The organism is Streptomyces sp. NPDC005266 (genome assembly GCF_040607655.1).
In the GTDB taxonomy this organism is placed as follows: Bacteria; Actinomycetota; Actinomycetes; order Streptomycetales; family Streptomycetaceae; genus Streptomyces.
Window position 1 is genome coordinate 20,118 of the sequence record NZ_JBEXHC010000007.1, and the last position, 16,909, is coordinate 37,026.

Annotated in this window: 16 protein-coding genes and 1 pseudogene; 10 read left to right on the forward strand and 7 right to left on the reverse strand. The window is 70.4% G+C overall.

Going from position 1 to position 16,909, the window contains the following annotated elements:
• Positions 1–185 precede the first annotated feature (185 nt).
• Both ABZU99_RS15725 and ABZU99_RS15730 read right to left on the reverse strand, forming a co-directional pair.
• On the reverse strand, positions 186–590 hold the full coding sequence (locus ABZU99_RS15725; RefSeq protein ID WP_355946661.1) for a hypothetical protein: 405 nt from the start codon (positions 588–590) through the stop codon (positions 186–188).
• Positions 591–645: 55 nt separating this feature from the next.
• Positions 646–1,875: a helix-turn-helix transcriptional regulator gene (locus ABZU99_RS15730; protein ID WP_356047518.1), complete on the reverse strand. Its 1,230-nt coding sequence runs from the start codon at positions 1,873–1,875 to the stop codon at positions 646–648.
• Between the two features lie 189 nt (positions 1,876–2,064).
• Here ABZU99_RS15730 and ABZU99_RS15735 point away from each other — a divergent pair, with 189 nt between their 5' ends.
• A complete protein-coding gene (locus tag ABZU99_RS15735) occupies positions 2,065–2,691 on the forward strand; it encodes an ATP-binding protein (RefSeq protein WP_355946655.1) in 627 nt (208 codons plus the stop codon).
• A gap of 136 nt (positions 2,692–2,827) precedes the next feature.
• On the opposite strand, the gene ABZU99_RS15740 is transcribed toward ABZU99_RS15735, so the two are convergent.
• Positions 2,828–3,634 carry a SigE family RNA polymerase sigma factor gene (locus tag ABZU99_RS15740; RefSeq protein WP_356047520.1) on the reverse strand — a complete coding sequence of 269 codons (807 nt, stop codon included), beginning with the start codon at positions 3,632–3,634 and terminating at the stop codon, positions 2,828–2,830.
• Positions 3,635–3,831: 197 nt separating this feature from the next.
• Here ABZU99_RS15740 and afsQ1 point away from each other — a divergent pair, with 197 nt between their 5' ends.
• The 5 genes from afsQ1 (at position 3,832) to ABZU99_RS15765 (ending at position 8,272) form a co-directional block, all read left to right on the forward strand.
• Positions 3,832–4,509, forward strand: a complete 678-nt coding sequence (afsQ1, locus tag ABZU99_RS15745; RefSeq protein ID WP_355946649.1) for a two-component system response regulator AfsQ1 — start codon at positions 3,832–3,834, stop codon at positions 4,507–4,509.
• Positions 4,510–4,624: 115 nt separating this feature from the next.
• Positions 4,625–6,256 (forward strand): HAMP domain-containing sensor histidine kinase, encoded by a 1,632-nt coding sequence (locus ABZU99_RS15750; protein WP_356047640.1) that lies wholly within the window; start codon positions 4,625–4,627, stop codon positions 6,254–6,256.
• Entirely contained in the window at positions 6,253–6,876 is a 624-nt protein-coding gene (locus ABZU99_RS15755; RefSeq protein ID WP_356047523.1) for a hypothetical protein, read from the forward strand. The genes ABZU99_RS15750 and ABZU99_RS15755 overlap by 4 nt, the downstream gene beginning before the upstream one ends.
• Before the next feature lie 112 nt (positions 6,877–6,988).
• A complete protein-coding gene (locus tag ABZU99_RS15760; RefSeq protein ID WP_355946643.1) occupies positions 6,989–7,564 on the forward strand; it encodes a VanZ family protein in 576 nt (191 codons plus the stop codon).
• Positions 7,565–8,068: 504 nt separating this feature from the next.
• A complete protein-coding gene (locus ABZU99_RS15765) occupies positions 8,069–8,272 on the forward strand; it encodes a PspC domain-containing protein (protein WP_355946641.1) in 204 nt (67 codons plus the stop codon).
• Position 8,273: 1 nt separating this feature from the next.
• On the opposite strand, the gene ABZU99_RS15770 is transcribed toward ABZU99_RS15765, so the two are convergent.
• From ABZU99_RS15770 to ABZU99_RS15780, 3 genes are all read right to left on the reverse strand, one after another.
• Positions 8,274–8,996, reverse strand: a complete 723-nt coding sequence (locus tag ABZU99_RS15770; RefSeq protein WP_356047525.1) for a hypothetical protein — start codon at positions 8,994–8,996, stop codon at positions 8,274–8,276.
• 141 nt (positions 8,997–9,137) lie between these two features.
• On the reverse strand, positions 9,138–9,413 hold the full coding sequence (locus ABZU99_RS15775; RefSeq protein ID WP_355946635.1) for a hypothetical protein: 276 nt from the start codon (positions 9,411–9,413) through the stop codon (positions 9,138–9,140).
• Positions 9,414–9,537: 124 nt separating this feature from the next.
• A complete protein-coding gene (locus tag ABZU99_RS15780; protein WP_355946632.1) occupies positions 9,538–10,704 on the reverse strand; it encodes an adenosine deaminase in 1,167 nt (388 codons plus the stop codon).
• A 115-nt stretch (positions 10,705–10,819) separates the two neighbouring features.
• Here ABZU99_RS15780 and ABZU99_RS15785 point away from each other — a divergent pair, with 115 nt between their 5' ends.
• Positions 10,820–11,584 (forward strand): alpha/beta hydrolase, encoded by a 765-nt coding sequence (locus tag ABZU99_RS15785; RefSeq protein ID WP_356047528.1) that lies wholly within the window; start codon positions 10,820–10,822, stop codon positions 11,582–11,584.
• 169 nt (positions 11,585–11,753) lie between these two features.
• On the opposite strand, the gene ABZU99_RS15790 is transcribed toward ABZU99_RS15785, so the two are convergent.
• Complete coding sequence (locus ABZU99_RS15790; RefSeq protein WP_356047642.1) at positions 11,754–12,680, reverse strand: LysR family transcriptional regulator; 927 nt, start codon at positions 12,678–12,680, stop codon at positions 11,754–11,756.
• Positions 12,681–12,799: 119 nt separating this feature from the next.
• Here ABZU99_RS15790 and ABZU99_RS15795 point away from each other — a divergent pair, with 119 nt between their 5' ends.
• The 3 genes and pseudogenes from ABZU99_RS15795 (at position 12,800) to ABZU99_RS15805 (ending at position 16,756) form a co-directional block, all read left to right on the forward strand.
• Entirely contained in the window at positions 12,800–14,122 is a 1,323-nt protein-coding gene (locus ABZU99_RS15795; protein ID WP_356047530.1) for an MFS transporter, read from the forward strand.
• 270 nt (positions 14,123–14,392) lie between these two features.
• Positions 14,393–15,256: a hypothetical protein gene (locus ABZU99_RS15800; protein WP_356047532.1), complete on the forward strand. Its 864-nt coding sequence runs from the start codon at positions 14,393–14,395 to the stop codon at positions 15,254–15,256.
• A 160-nt stretch (positions 15,257–15,416) separates the two neighbouring features.
• Positions 15,417–16,756 (forward strand): annotated as a pseudogene (locus ABZU99_RS15805) (tetratricopeptide repeat protein).
• Positions 16,757–16,909: the final 153 nt, after the last annotated feature.

Genomic DNA, 16,909 nt, shown 5'->3' on the forward strand with positions numbered 1-16,909 from the left:
CGCATGGTGAACGACCCGTCCGCTCCTCAAGACACGGCGCGAAGAGGGCTGCTGATCCCGCCGTCAGTGGCTGCGGGGTGCCCGGCGTTCAGTGCTGCCTCCCTCGATACGAGTGGCCCGGACGACACCGTTCTCCGAGAGGCATCGTCCCAGCTCAGCGATATCCGTTGTTTTTGCGGCCATTGCTACGGCGACCCCAACTGAAGGTGGTACAGCTCGACCTCGCCTGGGGTGAGGACGAGAACGGATTCGCTGGTGCTGCCGTCCTCACGGTGCACCAGGATCGCGAGCGCCCCTTGCTGAGCGCGGTGATCGTAGACAGCGTCGCGCTTGATCGGGGTGAGGTGCGTGACCATAGCCGCTACGGGGCGCAGGGTCGAGCCGTCGGCAGGGGCCGCCCATTCACAGCCGCCGCCGGGCGGCTTGAGGTGGTAGGTCGCCGCGCCTTCGCCGGGCAGAGCGACCACGACGCCGATCCGGCCGTCGCGGGCGGTGTCGCGGGCCAGGTCACCGAGGCGCGGGCAGAAGGGACCCGATGTTCCTAACCGAGGCCCCTGGGCGGGGAGATGAGGGAGGAGTCGTCCGGTCATGCCCCATGACGCTAGATGCCGAGCCAGCGGCGATTATGAATCGGAGGAATACGCTTTAGGCGTCGAGACGGAAGCGGTCGGACATACGACGCAGCTTCTCCCGGGCGGCGGTTCGTTCAGCGTAGACGATGCTCCGCAACGTGGACCGCGCGATGGGGTGGTTCCGGACGAGCTGGGGCGCGGTCCGCTCGGCGGTCTCCAGCTCGGTGAGGGCCTTGTCCCGGTTGCCGTCCCACAGCCAGGCGCGCGCCAGGTCCATGTGGTGATGTCCCCGACGGGAGTTGGGCAGCGCGGCGACCAGCTCAGGGCTGGTACGGCGGTTGATGTCCAGGGCCTTGGTCTGTTTGCCCATCTCCAGCGCGACGCTGATGGCATGGATCTGGACGTTGCCGGGAGAGAACGTCATGGAATGCCGGTCGTACACGGGCGGGCCCGTGTGTTCGCCGAGGCGGTCGGCGGCGGCCTTGGCATAGGCGATGCGGTCTTCGGCCTCACTCGCCCGTCCGCCCCTTGCCGCCGAAACCGCCGCCCGTAGCTGCAGGCTGCCCCATGCCCGTACGGCCAGCGGCTCTCCGCGCTCGTAGTCCCGCTGGATGTCTGCGAGAGCCTTGTCCGACAGCGTCACGGCGTCCGACCAGTCGGCGGTTGCCCACATGTCCCAGACCCGCATCCAGTCCACCACCGCGGGCAGCACCGGGTCACCGGAGAGTCGCGCGGACCAGGCAGCGCGTTCACACGCCATGGCGACCAACTCCGGGTGGCCGAGCGCATGTGCGGCCGTGTGCGTGAACTTGCAGCACACCGCGTACATCGCGTACGCCTCCTCCCGCTCATGGCCCGACGTCACCTCCCCCAGAGCGCGGGCCTCGCGGAAGAGATCCGGCAGTACCCGCAGAATGGCGACATTCGCCGCGGCGTCACGCAGCCGGTGCAGACGAGTCACCTCGCCCCACAACTGGCCGGAGGAACGGGGTGTGCCCTCGAAGACCGGCGCCAGGTCGTACCGGCGCAACTCCCGGAGGATCGACACGGCGGCCACCTGCCACTGGTTTTCTGCCGGAGAGCTGTTGTACGGCCGGCCGATCAGGTCGTTCGGGTGGATGTGCAGCTCCGCCGCCACCAGATTCAGCAGGCCGACCCGGTCCAACTCGATCAGGCCGTTCTCCATCTTCGACACCCAGCCTTGCGACTTGCCCAAGGCGGCTGCCAGATCGGCCTGCGGCATCCCCAGCCGCAGGCGCGCCCGGCGGACCCGGCGTCCGATCTCCTCGGCTTCCTCCAGCATCAGCGCACCCCCTGCGCCTCGGGCCTGCGGTGCTCATGCGTTCGGCCAGGCATCCGTGGCTCCGTCCGTTCAGGGTCGTCGTCCTCAGAACGGTACCGACGCCGTCCCGCGGCAGTGAACGAGAACGCCGCCTTTTGGCCCAGACCCGGCGGGTTCCGGAAGCAGCGTGATGCGTCAGACTGGTGTTCCGTGACCATCCATCCCGCCTCCGCTCGCGTCGTCCTGCTCTCCGGCCCCTCCGGCTCGGGAAAGTCGTCCCTCGCCGCCCGCACCGGGCTGCCCGTGCTGAACCTCGACGACTTCTACAAGGAGGGTGGGGACCCCACGCTCCCCCAGCTCGCGGGCGGCGGGGGCACCGACTGGGACTCGCCGCTGTCGTGGGACGCGGACGGGGCGGTCGCGGCGATCGAGGCGCTGTGCCGTACGTCACGGACGACCGTGCCGGTGTACGACATCGCCTCCAGCTCGCGTATCGGCGAGGAGCCGCTGGACATCGGCCGTACGGCGCTGTTCATCGCCGAGGGGATCTTCGCGGCCGACATCATCGGGCGCTGCGCCGAGCTGGGAGTGCTCGCGGACGCGATCTGTCTGCGTGGCCGCCCCTCCACCACCTTCCGGCGGCGGCTGCTGCGCGATCTGCGGGAGGGCCGTAAGTCCGCGCCCTACCTGGTGCGGCGCGGCTGGCGGCTGATGCGTGCGGAGCGCGGGATCGTGGCCCGGCAGACGGCGCTGGGCGCGTACGCCTGCGGCAGGGACGCGGCGATGGGACGGATAGCGGCCGCCGCGGCGGGCCACCACGCCCCGGCGCCGGTTTAAGGCACAAAAAGGCGTAAGACCGGACAATCCCCCGACCGTCCGGCCTTACTCCTCATTCCCCCGTGTTCCCCCGTGTTCCCCCGTGTTCCCCCGCGGTCCCCCGTGCTTCCCCCCGCCTCCGGTCGTGCCGTCGCCGTCAGGCGACCAGTTCGCCGAAGGACTCTTCCTCGTCACGGCCGAAGCTGAGGCTCTCGTCCTCGCGCAGCCGGCGCAGCGAGCGCCAGATGCTGCTTTTGACCGTTCCGACACTGATGTTGAGTATGTCCGCGATTTCCGGGTCCGTCCGGCCCTCGTAGTAGCGGAGCACCAACATCGTGCGCTGCAGCTCGGGCAGGCGGGCCAGGGCCTGCCAGAGCACGGCGCGCAGCTCGGTGCCGCGCATCGCGTCGTGGTCGCCCGCCGTCTCCGGCAGCTCCTCCGTCGGGTACTCGTTGAGCTTGCGCCGACGCCAGGCGCTGATGTGCAAGTTGGTCATGGTGCGGCGCAGATAGCCGCCGACCGCTGCCTTGTCGCTGATCCGGTCCCAGGCCCGGTAGGTCGAGAACAGCGCGCTCTGGAGCAGGTCCTCGGCCTCGAACCGGTCGCCGGTCAGGTGGTAGGCGGTTGCGTACAGGGAAGCGCGGCGCTCCTGGACGTAGGCGGTGAACTCCGCCTCGGAGCCAGTACGCCGCTCCCCCTCGGCCTCCCTGTACGAGCTTCCCCCGTTCCCCCCGCTTCCCCCGCTTCCCCCGTGTCCCCCCGGTCCCCCGTTTCCCTCGAGGCCGTTACCGGCCCCCTGGGCCCCCGTGATCGCGTCAATGGCCACCATGTACGGCGGCCGCTGACGCCCGGTGCCGCGAGCGCACCCCCGCCCGCTCACGGCACCGGACTTCTCGTTGGTCCGACCGGCGTCGTGAAGGCGCGTGCGAACTGCGCTCGTGTTGGTGCAGTGCAGTGTGTTCATCTCGCGCCCCCCGTCGGTGGTGCCTGGCCGGTCCGCTGCTGGCTGCCCCGGCCGGTGTTCCGCCCGGTGCACAGAAGACTTTGCCGGGCCAGTTTCATGGGGGTGTCTGTCGACTGTCACAGCCTCGTCACAGGGGATCCGGCTGATAAACCCCCGACGGTCGAACTGCAGGCCCCTTGTAGGCCAGAATGACCAACGTGCCTTTCCTGTTGCTGATCGAGGACGACGACGCCATCCGCACGGCCCTCGAACTCTCTCTGTCCCGCCAGGGCCACCGTGTGGCGACGGCGGCGACGGGTGAGGACGGCCTGAAACTGCTGCGCGAGCAGCGGCCGGATCTGATCGTGCTGGACGTGATGCTGCCCGGGATCGACGGCTTCGAGGTGTGCCGCCGCATCCGGCGCACCGACCAGCTGCCGATCATTCTGCTGACCGCGCGCAGCGACGATATCGACGTCGTCGTGGGCCTGGAGTCGGGGGCGGACGACTATGTGGTCAAACCCGTGCAGGGGCGGGTGCTGGACGCCCGGATCCGCGCGGTGCTGCGCCGTGGCGAGCGGGAGGCCAGCGATTCCGCGGCCTTCGGGTCCCTGGTGATCGACCGCGCGGCCATGACGGTGACCAAGGACGGGGAAGACCTGCAGCTCACCCCCACCGAGCTGCGGCTGCTGCTGGAGCTGAGCCGCCGGCCGGGGCAGGCGCTGTCGCGGCAGCAGCTGCTCCGGCTGGTGTGGGAGCACGACTATCTCGGGGACTCGCGGCTGGTCGACGCCTGCGTACAGCGGCTGCGCGCCAAGGTGGAGGACGTGCCGTCGTCGCCGACCTTGATCCGTACGGTCCGCGGCGTGGGCTACCGGCTGGACGCACCGCAATGAGGGGCGCACCCGGGGGCGGAGAAGTACAGAATTGAGCGCAGTGAGCGAAGAGTCCGGTCGCGCCCGGGGCTGGGCCGCGGGGCTCTTGCGGTGGCTGAGCCTGCGGCTGCGGCTGATGCTCGTCTTCGGTCTGGTGGCCCTGGCCGCCGCCGTGTCCGCGTCGGCCATCGCGTACTGGCTGAACCGTGACGCGGTGCTGACCCGTACCCAGGACGCGGCGCTGGACGAGTTCCGCAAGTCCCTCAAGGACGACACCGACCCGCTGCCCCCGCTGCCCACTTGTCCCGAATTGCAGGACGCCGCGGACCGCATGGCGGACAACACCCAGAAGTACGAGGTGTTGCTGATCTCCCGGGCGCGGGGCGGGGGCAGCTGCGTGGCGGCCTCGGCCGGGAATCTCTTCACGCTGAACGTGGTGCCCACGGTGCTGCGCCACGCCGTGGACGAGAAGCGGTCCGTCGGGGACGGGAACACCGCCCCGTACCACCTCTACTGGCAGCGGATCACGCTGAAAGGCACCCCGTACCTGGTTGGCGGGGCGAAGGTCAACGGGGGCGGGCCGGCCGGCTATCTGCTCAAGTCCCTGGACACCGAGCGCCAGGATCTGAACTCCCTGGCCTGGTCGCTGGGGATCGCCACCGCGCTCGCACTGATCGGCTCCGCGCTGCTCGCGCAGGCCGCCGCGGCCACCGTGCTGCGGCCGGTGCAGCGGCTCGGGGAGGCGGCGCACCGGCTGGGCGAGGGGCATCTCGACACCCGGCTCCAGGTCTCCGGCTCCGATGAGCTGGCCAATCTCTCCCACACCTTCAACCGGGCCGCCGAGCGGCTGCAGAAGCGGGTTGCGGAGCTGTCCGCGCGGGAGGCGTCCAGCCGGCGCTTCGTCGCGGACATGTCGCATGAGCTGCGGACCCCGCTCACCGCGATCACGGCCGTCACGGAGGTGCTGGAGGAGGAGGCCGACTCGCTCGACCCGATGATCGCCCCGGCGGTGCAACTGGTGGTGAGCGAGACGCGGCGCCTGAACGACCTGGTGGAGAACCTGATGGAGGTCACCCGCTTCGACGCGGGCACGGCCCGGCTGGTGCTCGACGACGTCGATGTCGCGGACCAGGTGACGGCGTGCATCGACGCCCGGGCGTGGCTGGACGCGGTGGAGCTGGGCGCGCCTCGCGGCATCGTGGCCCGGCTGGATCCGCGGCGGCTGGACGTCATCCTGGCCAACCTCATCGGGAACGCGCTCAAGCACGGCGGTTCGCCGGTGCTGGTCTCGGTGCGCACCGACGGCGACGAGCTGGTGATCAAGGTGCGGGACCACGGTCCGGGCATCCCGGAAGATGTGCTGCCGCATGTCTTCGACCGCTTCTACAAGGCGAGCGCCTCCCGCCCGCGCTCGGAGGGCAGCGGGCTGGGCCTGTCGATCGCGATGGAGAACGCCCATATCCACGGTGGCGACATCAGCGCCGCGAACTCCCCGGAGGGCGGGGCCGTCTTCACGCTGCGGCTGCCGATGGACGCCTCGCGGCTCACGGCGGACGAGGACGGGGACGGGACCGGGGACGGGGACGGGACCGGGAACGGGAACGGGACCAGGAACGGGAAGGGGAACGGGACCGGGAACGGGACCAGGGACGGGAAGGGGAACGGGACCGGGAACGGAGGCGGCGGAGGCGGCGGCGTTGGCGGCGGAGGCGGAGGCGGAGGCGGCGGAGGCGGCGGAGGCGGCAGGAACGAGGAGGGCACCCGATGAGCGCGCGCTGGAGCCGGACGACCCGGACGGCCGCCGCCCTGCTGACCGGCGCCGTCACGCTGCTGGCGGCCGGTTGCGGCATCCGCGGCACCTCGGTGCCGGTGGACGCCGGGCCCGCGCCCTCGCGCGCTTCCTGCCGGGCGCCGGAGTCCGGGCGGTCCGCCGAGGCGGCGGGCCGGGTCTCCGTACGCATCTATCTGCTGTGCACCTCGCGCGTCCTCTCCGTCAGCCGCAGCGCACGGCTGACGGACGAGAAGGCGCCGCCGGAACCCGTGCAGGTGGCCCGCGCGCTGCTGGAGCAGCTGGAACAGCCGCCCACGGCGGAGGAGACGGCGGCCGGCTTCTCCACGGCGGTGTCGGACTGGGTGTCGGTCTCCGGCCCGGCCAAGGACGATCCGGACCGGGCGCTGCGGCTGAACCGGCCGCCCGAGGAGCTGCAGTCCTTCGCGCTCGCACAGATCGTCTGCACCTTCGCGGACACCACGGCCGCGGACGCGGACCACAAGGTGATGCTCGGCGGCCCGGACAGCGAACGAGATCCGCTCAAGCGCTACGCCTGCACCGAGGAGATGCGCCGCCACCCCGAGACCGCGGTCACCTCCGGGGTCCTGGTGTCCTGATCTGTTACCGGCCGTACGCCCTGCGTTCCTGGTAGAAGACCACTCGGTAACAAGGTCTGACCAGCGGGGCGCGGCCGGAACCGCGCCGCCCGCGCACGGCGTCCTATCTGGCGTGCAGGGTCGTTTCGGCCGCAGAGCCGCCTTTCGCTACCGCGTCGTGGGCTTCGTCCTCCTCGTCGCACACCTTTCGTTCGTCTGCTGGCTGATCCTGCGCCCCGTGACCGTGCCCTGGGTGTCGGCTGCACCCCTGGAGCCGCTCGCCACCATCCGTGCCGATCTGGCACTCAGCCCCTGGTCGGCCGTCCGGTCGATAGGCGGCGGACTGCTGCTGCTCGCGCCCCTGGGCGTGCTGCTGCCGCTGGCGGGCGGCCGGATCGAGGGGTACCCGCTCGCTTCCCTGGTCCGGACGGTCTTCACCGGGGCCATGGCGTCCCTGACGGTCGCGCTGCTGCGCAGCGAGGTGACCGGGCAGATCCTGAACGTCGACGCGCTGCTCCTGAACACCCTCGGGGTCGCGCTCGCGCATGTGCTGGTGGTGCCCGCCGTCAGGGCGCGACTCCGCCGCCGGGCAAACCGGACCCGGGCGGCCGCCCTCCCCCGGAACGAGGCCGTCCAGACGGTGACCGCGAACATTCCCAGGGTCGGGATCGCCCCATGGAGCGACGCCTCGTCCGGCTGGCGAACCTGAGCGGATGCGGTGAAGTTCGCCGCTGATCCCTCGCCGTTCGGCCTGGCCGAGGGCTTGGACGCCGAGAAGGATCAGCACTTGACTTCGCCGTAACCGCTTAGCGCCACCGCCCCTGATCCGAACTCACCAGATCCCGGGTGAGGCGGTACGGGCGCCGGGCGGAGTCCGGGTCGAATGCCGAGCCCTTGAGGGGCGGGCGGCTTGTGGTGCGGAAGGCGGTGAAGCGGTCGTCCGGCACGCTGCTCGGGGCCGGGCTCGCGCAGGTGGGTGGCACCCGCCGTACGGGTGCGGCTCCGCCACCGGGCGGAGTGGGGTCGGGCGGGTGCCCTCCCCAGAGACGAGGGTCTCCGGAGCGGGACCCCGACGATGGCCAGGGTCGGGATCGCACCGTGGAGGGACGCCTCGTCCGGGCGGCGGACCTAGCGTTGAGGGCATCGGGAAAAGCTTCCCGGGTACCAGGAGTCAACGGTACGCAGCCGAGCGATATGACGAGGAGTCACCACCATGGCCGCCCCACTGGTTCGCCCCCGCCACAACAAGATGATCGCCGGTGTGTGCGCCGGTCTCGCCCGGCGTTTCGGGACGACCCCGACGACGATGCGGGTGATCTTCCTGGTCTCGTGTCTGCTGCCGGGGCCGCAGTTCCTGCTCTACATCGCGCTGTGGATCCTGCTTCCGGCGGAGGACGGCTACCGCGAGGCGTGGTGACTCAGCGCTTGTCCTTCGGCAGCTTCCCCAGCTTGTCCAGTTGCTTGTCGATGAGGGTGCGGGGCGGCGGGAAGTCCGTGAACCGCTTGAGGTCCACGCCCGCGAAGAAGGCGATGGTCGGGCCGGACCGTATGACCACGAAGTTGAGCGGGATCTTCGCGCCCTGGGCCAGGGCGGTCATCCGGTAGGCGAGGATGTCGTCGCCCGCCGGGTCGGCCCGGCGTGAGCGCACCTGGCCGTATTTGACGGTCTGGCCGCTGAGGGTGGTGGCGAACCCTCCCGAGCAGGCCGTCACGGCGGTCCTGAGGTCGCGCAGATACGATTTCGCACCTGCTGCCGTGCCATAGGTGCTGAGTCCGGCGGTGATGCCCTTGTACGGGACCTTCAGGCTGTTCACGCCGCGCCGCACGGTCTCCTTCGCGCCGGGGCTCGGCTTGTCCCCGGTGGAGTCGGCGAGCGGCTGGCATCTGCTCTCGCGGGCCTTCGGCCGGCCGCCGGCCCAGTTCCCGGCCTTGCGGCTGGTGACCCGGTAGCCCTTCAGATCGCCCTGGGCCAGCGCCGCCCGCTCCAGGCGGGACGCGGCCTTGGTGGCCCGCGGGCTCCGATCCGCGGACGGGGTGGCCTTGGCGTCCCCGCCATCGCCCGAACCGCCGCTGCAGGAGGTGGCCAGCACCAGGACGGGTGTGGCCAGCAGAGTCATCAGACCGGTCGCGCTTACCCGCATGAGGAGGTACTCCCGCCGTCGCTGCCAGTGCGTCGCGGCACCGGTGCACCGCGGCACATCTCGGCGTGATCCTGGCATACGGAACGGCCGGGCCGCACACCCTTGCGGATGTGCGGCCCGGCCGTGTGCCGAAGCGGAGGATCAGCCCAGCTTGAGGATGCTGCCGGTCGGCAGGCTGCTGAGCGCGGGGAGCTGGCCCAGCATGCCCTGACCCTGGGGCTTGGCGGCCGCGGGCTTGCCGGCGGGCTGCCCGGTCGCGGGGAGCTGCGAGGTGGGGGCGCCGCTGGGGGCGCCGCTGCTCGCGGAGCCTCCGGGGACCGGGGCGCTGCTGACCGCGGACGCGGTGCCGCCTCCGGCAATGACGGCGACAGCACCGAGGGCAATCGCGCCGAGGGTCTTGATGGTTCCCTGCTTCATCAGAAATCTGTCCTTGAGACGGGGGCTTGACCGATACGGAAACGTAGCCATGTATTTCGGCTGCCCGCAAACGCGGGAAATCGCTTCCCGAAGATCGGCCGAGCCCTTTGATCCGTCCGTACGATCAGCTGTCCTTGGCGGCAGAACCCCTGGTCACAGCCGATTCGGAGGCCACCTGCCGGAACAGCCATTCGGACTTCAATTCAGCATACCCAGGCTTGATCACGTCATTGATCATCGCGAGACGTTCACCAAAAGGAATGAAGGCTGATTTCATGGCATTGACCGTGAACCACTGCATGTCGTCCAGCGTGTAGTGGAACGTTGATACAAGATGCTGGAATTCAGCACTCATACTCGTACCACCCATTAGACGGTTATCCGTATTAACAGTGGCGCGGAAATGCAGCCGACGCAGCAGCCCGATGGGGTGCTCGGCGTACGAACTGGCCGCACCCGTCTGGAGGTTGGAGGTCGGGCACAGCTCCAGCGGGATGCGCTTGTCCCGGACGTACGAGGCGAGCCGGCCGAGCGAGATGGAGCCGTCGTCCGCGACCTCGATGTCGTCGATGATGCGGACGCCGTGGCCGAGCCGGTCGGCACCGCACCACTGGAGCGCCTGCCAGATGGACGGCAGCCCGAAGGCCTCGCCCGCGTGGATCGTGAAGTGGTTGTTCTCCCGCTTCAGATACTCGAAGGCGTCCAGATGGCGGGTGGGCGGGAAGCCCGCCTCGGCGCCCGCGATGTCGAAGCCGGCCACGCCGAGGTCCCGATAGCGGTTGGCGAGCTCGGCGATCTCCAGCGCGCGGGCCGCGTGGCGCATCGCGGTGAGCAGGGCGCCGACCCGGATCCGGTGGCCGTTCTCGCGCGCCCGCCGCTCACCCTCGCGGAAGCCCTCGTTGACCGCCTCGACGACCTCCTCCAGGGTCAGCCCCTGTTCGAGGTGTTGCTCGGGGGCGTAGCGGACCTCGGCGTAGACGACGCCGTCCGCGGCGAGGTCCTCGGCGCACTCGGCGGCGACCCGGACCAGCGCGTCCCGGGTCTGCATGACGGCGCAGGTGTGCGAGAAGGTCTCCAGGTAGCGCTCCAGCGACCCGGAGTCGGCGGCTTCGCGGAACCAGAGCCCGAGCTTGTCCGGCTCGCTCTCCGGCAGCGCGTCGTACCCCGTCTCCCGGGCGAGGTCGATGATCGTGCCGGGGCGCAGCCCGCCGTCGAGGTGGTCGTGCAGCAGCACCTTGGGCGCGCGACGGATCTGTTCGGGGGTGGGTTGGTGGTTGTGCTCGCTCGTCATCTGCGCACCATAGCCCCTACGCGCGTAGAACGGGGGCGATACCTCGGGGGATAGATACGGAACAGTGACCCGCAGAGGTAGTGGAGTACACCACTCCTTCTGCGATCGTTTTGCCATGGCTCAGCAAGCGTTGCCCGAACGGGGCGCACGGCTGGGGCGGCCGATGGGCGCGGCCGCCGCGCGAGAGACCGTGCACGGGGTGGTGTTGCTGCTGCCCGGAGCGGATCCCGCCGGAACCCGGCGGCCCTCCCGGCTGTCCACCGCGGCGGTGCTGCCGCTCGCCCGCCGCATGGTCCGGGCGGGCCGGAGCGAGGGACTGACCGCCCATGTCGTCCACTACCGGTACCGCGGCTGGAACGGGGCCGCCGCCGACCCCGCCACTGACGCCGAATGGGCGGCGGAGGACATCGTACGGCGCTACGGCGACGTCCCCATCTGCCTCGCGGGCCACGGCATGGGCGCCCGCGCCGCCCTCCGCGCCGCCGGCCACCCGGCGGTCAGCTCGGTTCTGGCGCTCGCCCCATGGCTGCCGGAGCCGGACACCCAGCCCTCACCCGAACCGGTGAAACAGCTGACCGGACGGCTGGTGCTGATCGCCCACGGCACCAATGACGAGCGGGCCCACCCCGAACTGTCCTACCGGCTGGCGGAGCGGGCCAAGAAGATCAACCGGGATGTGTGCCGCTTCGAGGTCCACACGGACGGCCACGGTCTCCACCAGCACCGCTCCGAGGTCCAGGCGCTGGCTGTCGACTTCCTCCTCGGCTCCCTCTTCGCCGCGGGCTACTCCCGCCCGGTCGCCGACGCGCTGGCGGCTCCGCCGCCGCTGGGTCTGCGGATGCCGCTGGCGGTGGGGTTCGGGGCCAACCTGCGGCGCTGAACGGATGGGCCGGGACCCCGGGGCCGCCGGACCCGGCGGGCCCGGGACGCGCACCACCGGAGGTCCCTGAGCGGATGCGGTGAAGTCAAGTGCTGATCCTTCTCGGCGCCCAAGCCCTCGGCGCCAGGCCGAACGGCGAGGGATCAGCGGCGAACTTCACCGCATCCGCTCAGTCGAGGAGTTGGCCGCGGCGGCTCAGCAGGAAGCGTTTGAAGGCCGCCACCGGGGGCGTGTCGTGATGACCCTCCAGCCAGGCGACACCGATCTCCCGGGCGGCGCGCGGGGAGGTGACCGTCAGTTCGGCCACGCCGGGGCGGGGGACGGCGGGCGGAGGCAGGAGGGCTACGCCAAGGCCCGCGGCCACCAGGCCACGGATGGTTTCCGCCTCCTCGCCCTCGAAGGCGATCTTCGGAGTGAAGCCCGCCTCGGCGCAGAGCGTGTCGGTGATGCGGCGCAGGCCGTAGCCCGGTTCGAGGGTGACGAAGAGCTCCGAGGCGGCCTCGGCGAGGCGGACGCGGCGGCGGCCGGCGAGGCGGTGGTCCTCCGGGACGACCAGCCGCAGCCGCTGTTCGTCGAGGCGGCGGGCGACGAGGTCGGGGGCGTCGGGGACGGGCGAGGTCAGGCAGAGGTCGAGGCCGCCCGCCCGCAGCCGTTCGATCATCGCCTCGCCGTAGTTCTGGACGAGTTGGAAGCGCACGCGCGGATGGTCGACGCGGAAGGCGCGGATCAGCTCCGGTACGGTCTCGGATCCGAGGGTGTGGAGGAAGCCGAACGAGACCCGCCCGGCCGCCGGATCCGCATCGGCCCGTACGGACTCGGCGGCGCGGTCGACCTCGGCGAGGGCCCGTTCGACGGACCGCAGAAACGTATGGCCCGCCGGGGTGAGCGCCACCGTGCGGCCGCGGCGGGCGAAGAGGGCGACGCCCAGGTCCTCCTCCAGCCGGACCATGGCGCGGCTGAGGGTCGACTGGGGCACCCCGAGCTCCTGCGCGGCCCGGGTGACGTGCTCGTGGCGGGCGACGGCGGCGAACTGGGCGAGGCGCGGCGTCAGGGCCGCAGCCCAGGACTCGGCCTCGATATCGGCCGTCACCGGAATGTCGTTTTCGTAACTGATGCGCGACACGGACGACCCTGACCTTTACTCATGCCCTACTGGATTGATTTTCTCAATTCCATGCATTGGACGCATCAGCTGATGATACCTACGGTGGAACCATGCCTGCTGCAGATACCGAGGCGTCCACGGGAACACACCCTGTGGACGCCCCCGGCTCCGATTCCTCCGCCCCCGCCCCCGCCGCCGAGCAGTTGAGCCCTGGCCGGCCCGGTTACCTCCGGATGCGGCTCGCCCTCTTCACCGCCGGGCTCGCGACCTTCGCCCTGCTCTACTCGACCCAGGCGCTGCTGCCCGCGATCTCGGACGAGCTGCACGTCCAGCCGGATCAGGCCAGTTGGAGCGTCTCCGCGGCCACCTTCGGACTGGCGCTTGCGGTGCTGCCGTTGAGCGCGCTGTCCGAGCGATTCGGGCGGCGCGCGATGATGACCGGCTCGCTCACGGTCGCGGTGGTGATCGCCCTCCTGGTGCCGTACGCCCCCGACCTGAACTGGCTGATCGGGCTGCGCGCCATCCAGGGCGCGGCGCTCGCCGGGATCCCGGCCTCCGCGATGGCGTACCTCTCGGAAGAGGTGCACCCCAAGGCGCTGGTCGGCGCGATCGGGCTGTTCGTCGCGGGCAACAGCGTCGGCGGGATGAGCGGCCGGATCCTCACCGGCTGGGTGGCCGACGCCTGGGGCTGGCGGATGGCGCTGGCCGCCGTCGGCGCGATGGCGCTGCTGTGCGCGGTCGCCTTCCGGCTGCTGCTGCCCAAGGCGCGGCACTTCACCCCGGCCGCGGTGAGCCCGCGGGCGCTGGCCCGCATCGTCACGGGGCATCTGGCCAATCCGCTGCTGTGCCGGCTGTACGCGATCGGCGCGCTGTTCATGACGGTCTTCGGCGGGGTCTACACGGTCATCGGCTACCGCCTGGTGGCCCAGCCGTTCGGCCTCTCGCAGAGCATGATCGGCTCGATCTTCCTGATCTACCTGGTCGGCACGGTCTCCTCGGCGGCGACCGGCAAGCTGGTCGGCCGGCTCGGCCGGCGCGGCGCGCTGTACGTGGCCGTGTCCACGACGGCGGCCGGGCTGCTGCTGACTCTGCTCGACTCGATCGCCGCGGTGCTGCTCGGCCTGGTGCTGATCACCGCCGGCTTCTTCGCGGGCCACGCGGCGGCGTCCTCGGCGGTGAGCCGTACGGCCAGGACCGGGCGCGCCCAGGCCGCGGCGCTCTACCAGGCGTCGTACTACGTGGGCAGCAGCGCGGGCGGCGCGCTCGGCGCGCTCGCCTTCCACGCGGCCGGCTGGGGCGGCACGGTCGCCATCGGCCTGGCGGCGGTCGCCGGCGCGGCGGCGATCACGCTGTACGCGACGCGCAAGGCGAAGGCCGAGCGGTGCGCGGAGTCCGCGCGGCGGGAGCTGCGCGGGGTGCCCGCCCGCGCGTAACGCCTCGCCGCGAGCCCGTACGTACGACCCGTACGACCCGTACGACCCTCGCGACCCGCACAAGCCCGAAGGGGCCGCCCTGCCACTGTCCGGCGGGGCGGCCCCTTCGCTCGTCCCCGGCGGGCGGGTAAAGGCCAAGTGGGCGGCGTCAGCGGTTCGTTAGCGGCGCGTTAATGGAACGGCAGCCGTCATCGGCAGGCTGAGTATCAGACCGAGCGAGCACCTCGCCGGCGCTACTCCACTCCACTGTTGACGAAGAAGGTTCTTCCCATGCGTGCCATCCGCTCCCGCGTCCGTACGTTCGCCAGCGCCGGTCTGCTCGTGTCCGCGGCTCTGCTGGCCACCGCCTGCCAGCCGTCCGACGCCGCCGACTCGGGATCCGGCAAGTCGTCGTCCTCCGCCCCGGCCGCCCCCGGCAAGGCCGGGGGCAGCAAGGCCACCAACGGCACCTTCGTCGGCGCCCTGACCTACGTCGCACCCGGCAAGTACTCCGTGAAGAACAAGATGTTCTACGTGGCCGAGGACACCCAGATCCTCGGCGCCGGGACCATCTGCGGCAGCGCCCAGGGCCAGTCCACCACCAAGTGCACCTTCGACCAGCTGGACAAGGCGGTCAAGAAGGGCGGCGTCACGGCCGAGGTCAAGGTCACCAAGGGCATCGCCGACCGCATCGTGGAAGACCCGTCGGCGGGGTCGTCGGGCGGGACGGGCGGGTCGTCGAACGGCTCATCGGGCGGCTCGTCCAACGGCGGCGGCTCCAAGGGCTCCACGGGCGGCACCTCGAACGGCGGCTCGTCCAACGGCGGCACCTCGAACGGCGGCTCGTCCAACGGCGGCACGTCGAACGGCGGGGCCTCAAACGGTGGCTCCTCCAACGGCAAGGCCACCAATGGCACGTTCTCGGGCGCCCTGACCTACCTCGCGCCCGGCAAGTACATCGTCCAGAACAAGGCGTTCTTCGTCGCCGACGACACCGAGATCGTGGGCGCCGGCACCATCTGCGGCGACCCCGAGGGCCAGACGTCCAACGACTGCACCTTCGACCAACTCGACGCGGCGGTCAAGAAGGGCGGCGTCCACGCGGACGTCACCGTCGTCAAGGGCATCGCCACCCGCATCGCCGAACAGCCCTGAGCCAACGGCCCAGGCACGCCCGAAGGGGGCGTCACGCCGCAGCCCGGCGCGACGGCCCCCTTCGGGGCGTTTGCGCCATTCAGCAGGCGCTCCGCAGCTCCGGCAACCGCAGCAGATTTCAAAAGCTTCAAAAGCTCTGCGGGCGTGGAGGGTTGAGGGCATGGACAACCGGGTGCCGAACCAGGGCCTTGAGCGGCTTTACCGCGAGACAGGGTGGACGTTGCGCCAGTTCGCGCAAGCCGTGAACCGCGTCGGCACGGAGCGCGGGACCCCGACGGCGTACAGCCCACAGACCGTTCACGCGTGGCTCAAGGGGCATGTCCCGAATGAGGAACGGCGCCTGCTCATCTTGGAAGCGCTGACACGCAAGCTGCATCGGCCGATCACGCACGTGGAGGCGGGATTCCCTGTGACTGCCGATGATTCGAACGCCCGCCCGAGTACGGTGGAAGGGCTGGTCGACCTCGGGAGGCAGGATATGGACCCCTCACGTCGCAGCATCCTCGGCATGAGTCTCTTCTCCGTCGCGGTGACCGTGCCCAACTGGCCCGATGTAGTGGGTCGATTAGAGGCCGCCCAGACCGGCCGGACGCGGCGTATCGGGGTGAATGACGTCAACACGGTCATAGCCATGACCGAGCGCATCTCGGAGCTTGACGACCAGTTCGGCGGTCGCCACGCACGCCCGATGGCCGCCGCGTTTCTCGTCAACACCGTGACGCCCTACCTCAGTGCCGACGCCCCGGAACCGGTCCGTAAGGCGATGATTTCAGCCGCGTCCGACCTCTGCTATTTCACGGGATACATGGCAGTGGATGAAGGGCTGCAGGGCCTGGCTCAGCAGTACTACCTCAAGGCGCTGGAACTGGCCGGGGCGGCGGACGACCATCTGACGTATTGCACGACGCTGCGCGGGATGAGCGTGCAGGCGGTTGATCTGGGTCATGGGCACACGGCCATGCGGTTGGCTGACTCAGCGGCTGCGGCATCTCCACAGGCAGGGCCGCGCATGAGGGCGTTTCTCGCAGGGCAGCAGGCGCATTCGGCGGCTCAGCTCGGCGACCGAGCCAACGCACTGCGGTATCTCGCCGAGGCGGAATCAGCCATGGAAGAGGCCGAGTCCAGAGAGAAGGCTTTCGGTTCCTACGACCCCTCATCCCTGCATTACCACATCAGCCATGTGCGACATGAACTCGGCGATTTACCGGGGGCGGTGGAGGCCATGCAGGAATCCGACCGCCTGTGTTACGACGTCTATCGACGGTCACGGGTGAAGGAGCGCCTCACCCTGGCCGAGTTCCAGATGGGACTCGGCCACCTGGAGGCGGCCTGCGCCACATGGCACGAGGCGCTGGATGAGTACGCCTTGGTGCAAAGCGGCCGGGTCGATCAACGCATCCGCACGATGTTCGGGCTGATCCAACCCCACCTCAAAACACGACGGCACGGGAACTTCACGAGCGCGCTCGCACCGTTGCGCCGGCCTCAGTAGCCACTTGACCCAGGCCCAATACCGGTGGCTTACCCGCACCCGGTGGATGTGGGACACCCGTACGCGGCACATGTGCCGATCCGGCGTCCCGGTCCACCGCTGAGCGGCGACCGATCGGCCAAAGTCGCCGGCATGGGGATCTGGTACTCCAGCCGTAGAAC

Excerpts from the sequence above, each read along its gene's own strand:
- ABZU99_RS15725 (WP_355946661.1), bottom strand. The coding sequence starts at position 590 with ATGACCGGACGACTCCTCCCTCATCTCCCCGCCCAGGGGCCTCGGTTA.
- ABZU99_RS15750 (WP_356047640.1), top strand. The coding sequence starts at position 4,625 with ATGCTCGTCTTCGGTCTGGTGGCCCTGGCCGCCGCCGTGTCCGCGTCG.
- ABZU99_RS15785 (WP_356047528.1), top strand. The coding sequence starts at position 10,820 with ATGGCTCAGCAAGCGTTGCCCGAACGGGGCGCACGGCTGGGGCGGCCG.
- ABZU99_RS15740 (WP_356047520.1), bottom strand. The coding sequence starts at position 3,634 with ATGAACACACTGCACTGCACCAACACGAGCGCAGTTCGCACGCGCCTT.
- ABZU99_RS15780 (WP_355946632.1), bottom strand. The coding sequence starts at position 10,704 with ATGACGAGCGAGCACAACCACCAACCCACCCCCGAACAGATCCGTCGC.
- ABZU99_RS15765 (WP_355946641.1), top strand. The coding sequence starts at position 8,069 with ATGGCCGCCCCACTGGTTCGCCCCCGCCACAACAAGATGATCGCCGGT.
- ABZU99_RS15775 (WP_355946635.1), bottom strand. The coding sequence starts at position 9,413 with ATGAAGCAGGGAACCATCAAGACCCTCGGCGCGATTGCCCTCGGTGCT.
- ABZU99_RS15730 (WP_356047518.1), bottom strand. The coding sequence starts at position 1,875 with ATGCTGGAGGAAGCCGAGGAGATCGGACGCCGGGTCCGCCGGGCGCGC.
- ABZU99_RS15795 (WP_356047530.1), top strand. The coding sequence starts at position 12,800 with ATGCCTGCTGCAGATACCGAGGCGTCCACGGGAACACACCCTGTGGAC.
- ABZU99_RS15800 (WP_356047532.1), top strand. The coding sequence starts at position 14,393 with ATGCGTGCCATCCGCTCCCGCGTCCGTACGTTCGCCAGCGCCGGTCTG.
- ABZU99_RS15770 (WP_356047525.1), bottom strand. The coding sequence starts at position 8,996 with ATGCGGGTAAGCGCGACCGGTCTGATGACTCTGCTGGCCACACCCGTC.
- ABZU99_RS15755 (WP_356047523.1), top strand. The coding sequence starts at position 6,253 with ATGAGCGCGCGCTGGAGCCGGACGACCCGGACGGCCGCCGCCCTGCTG.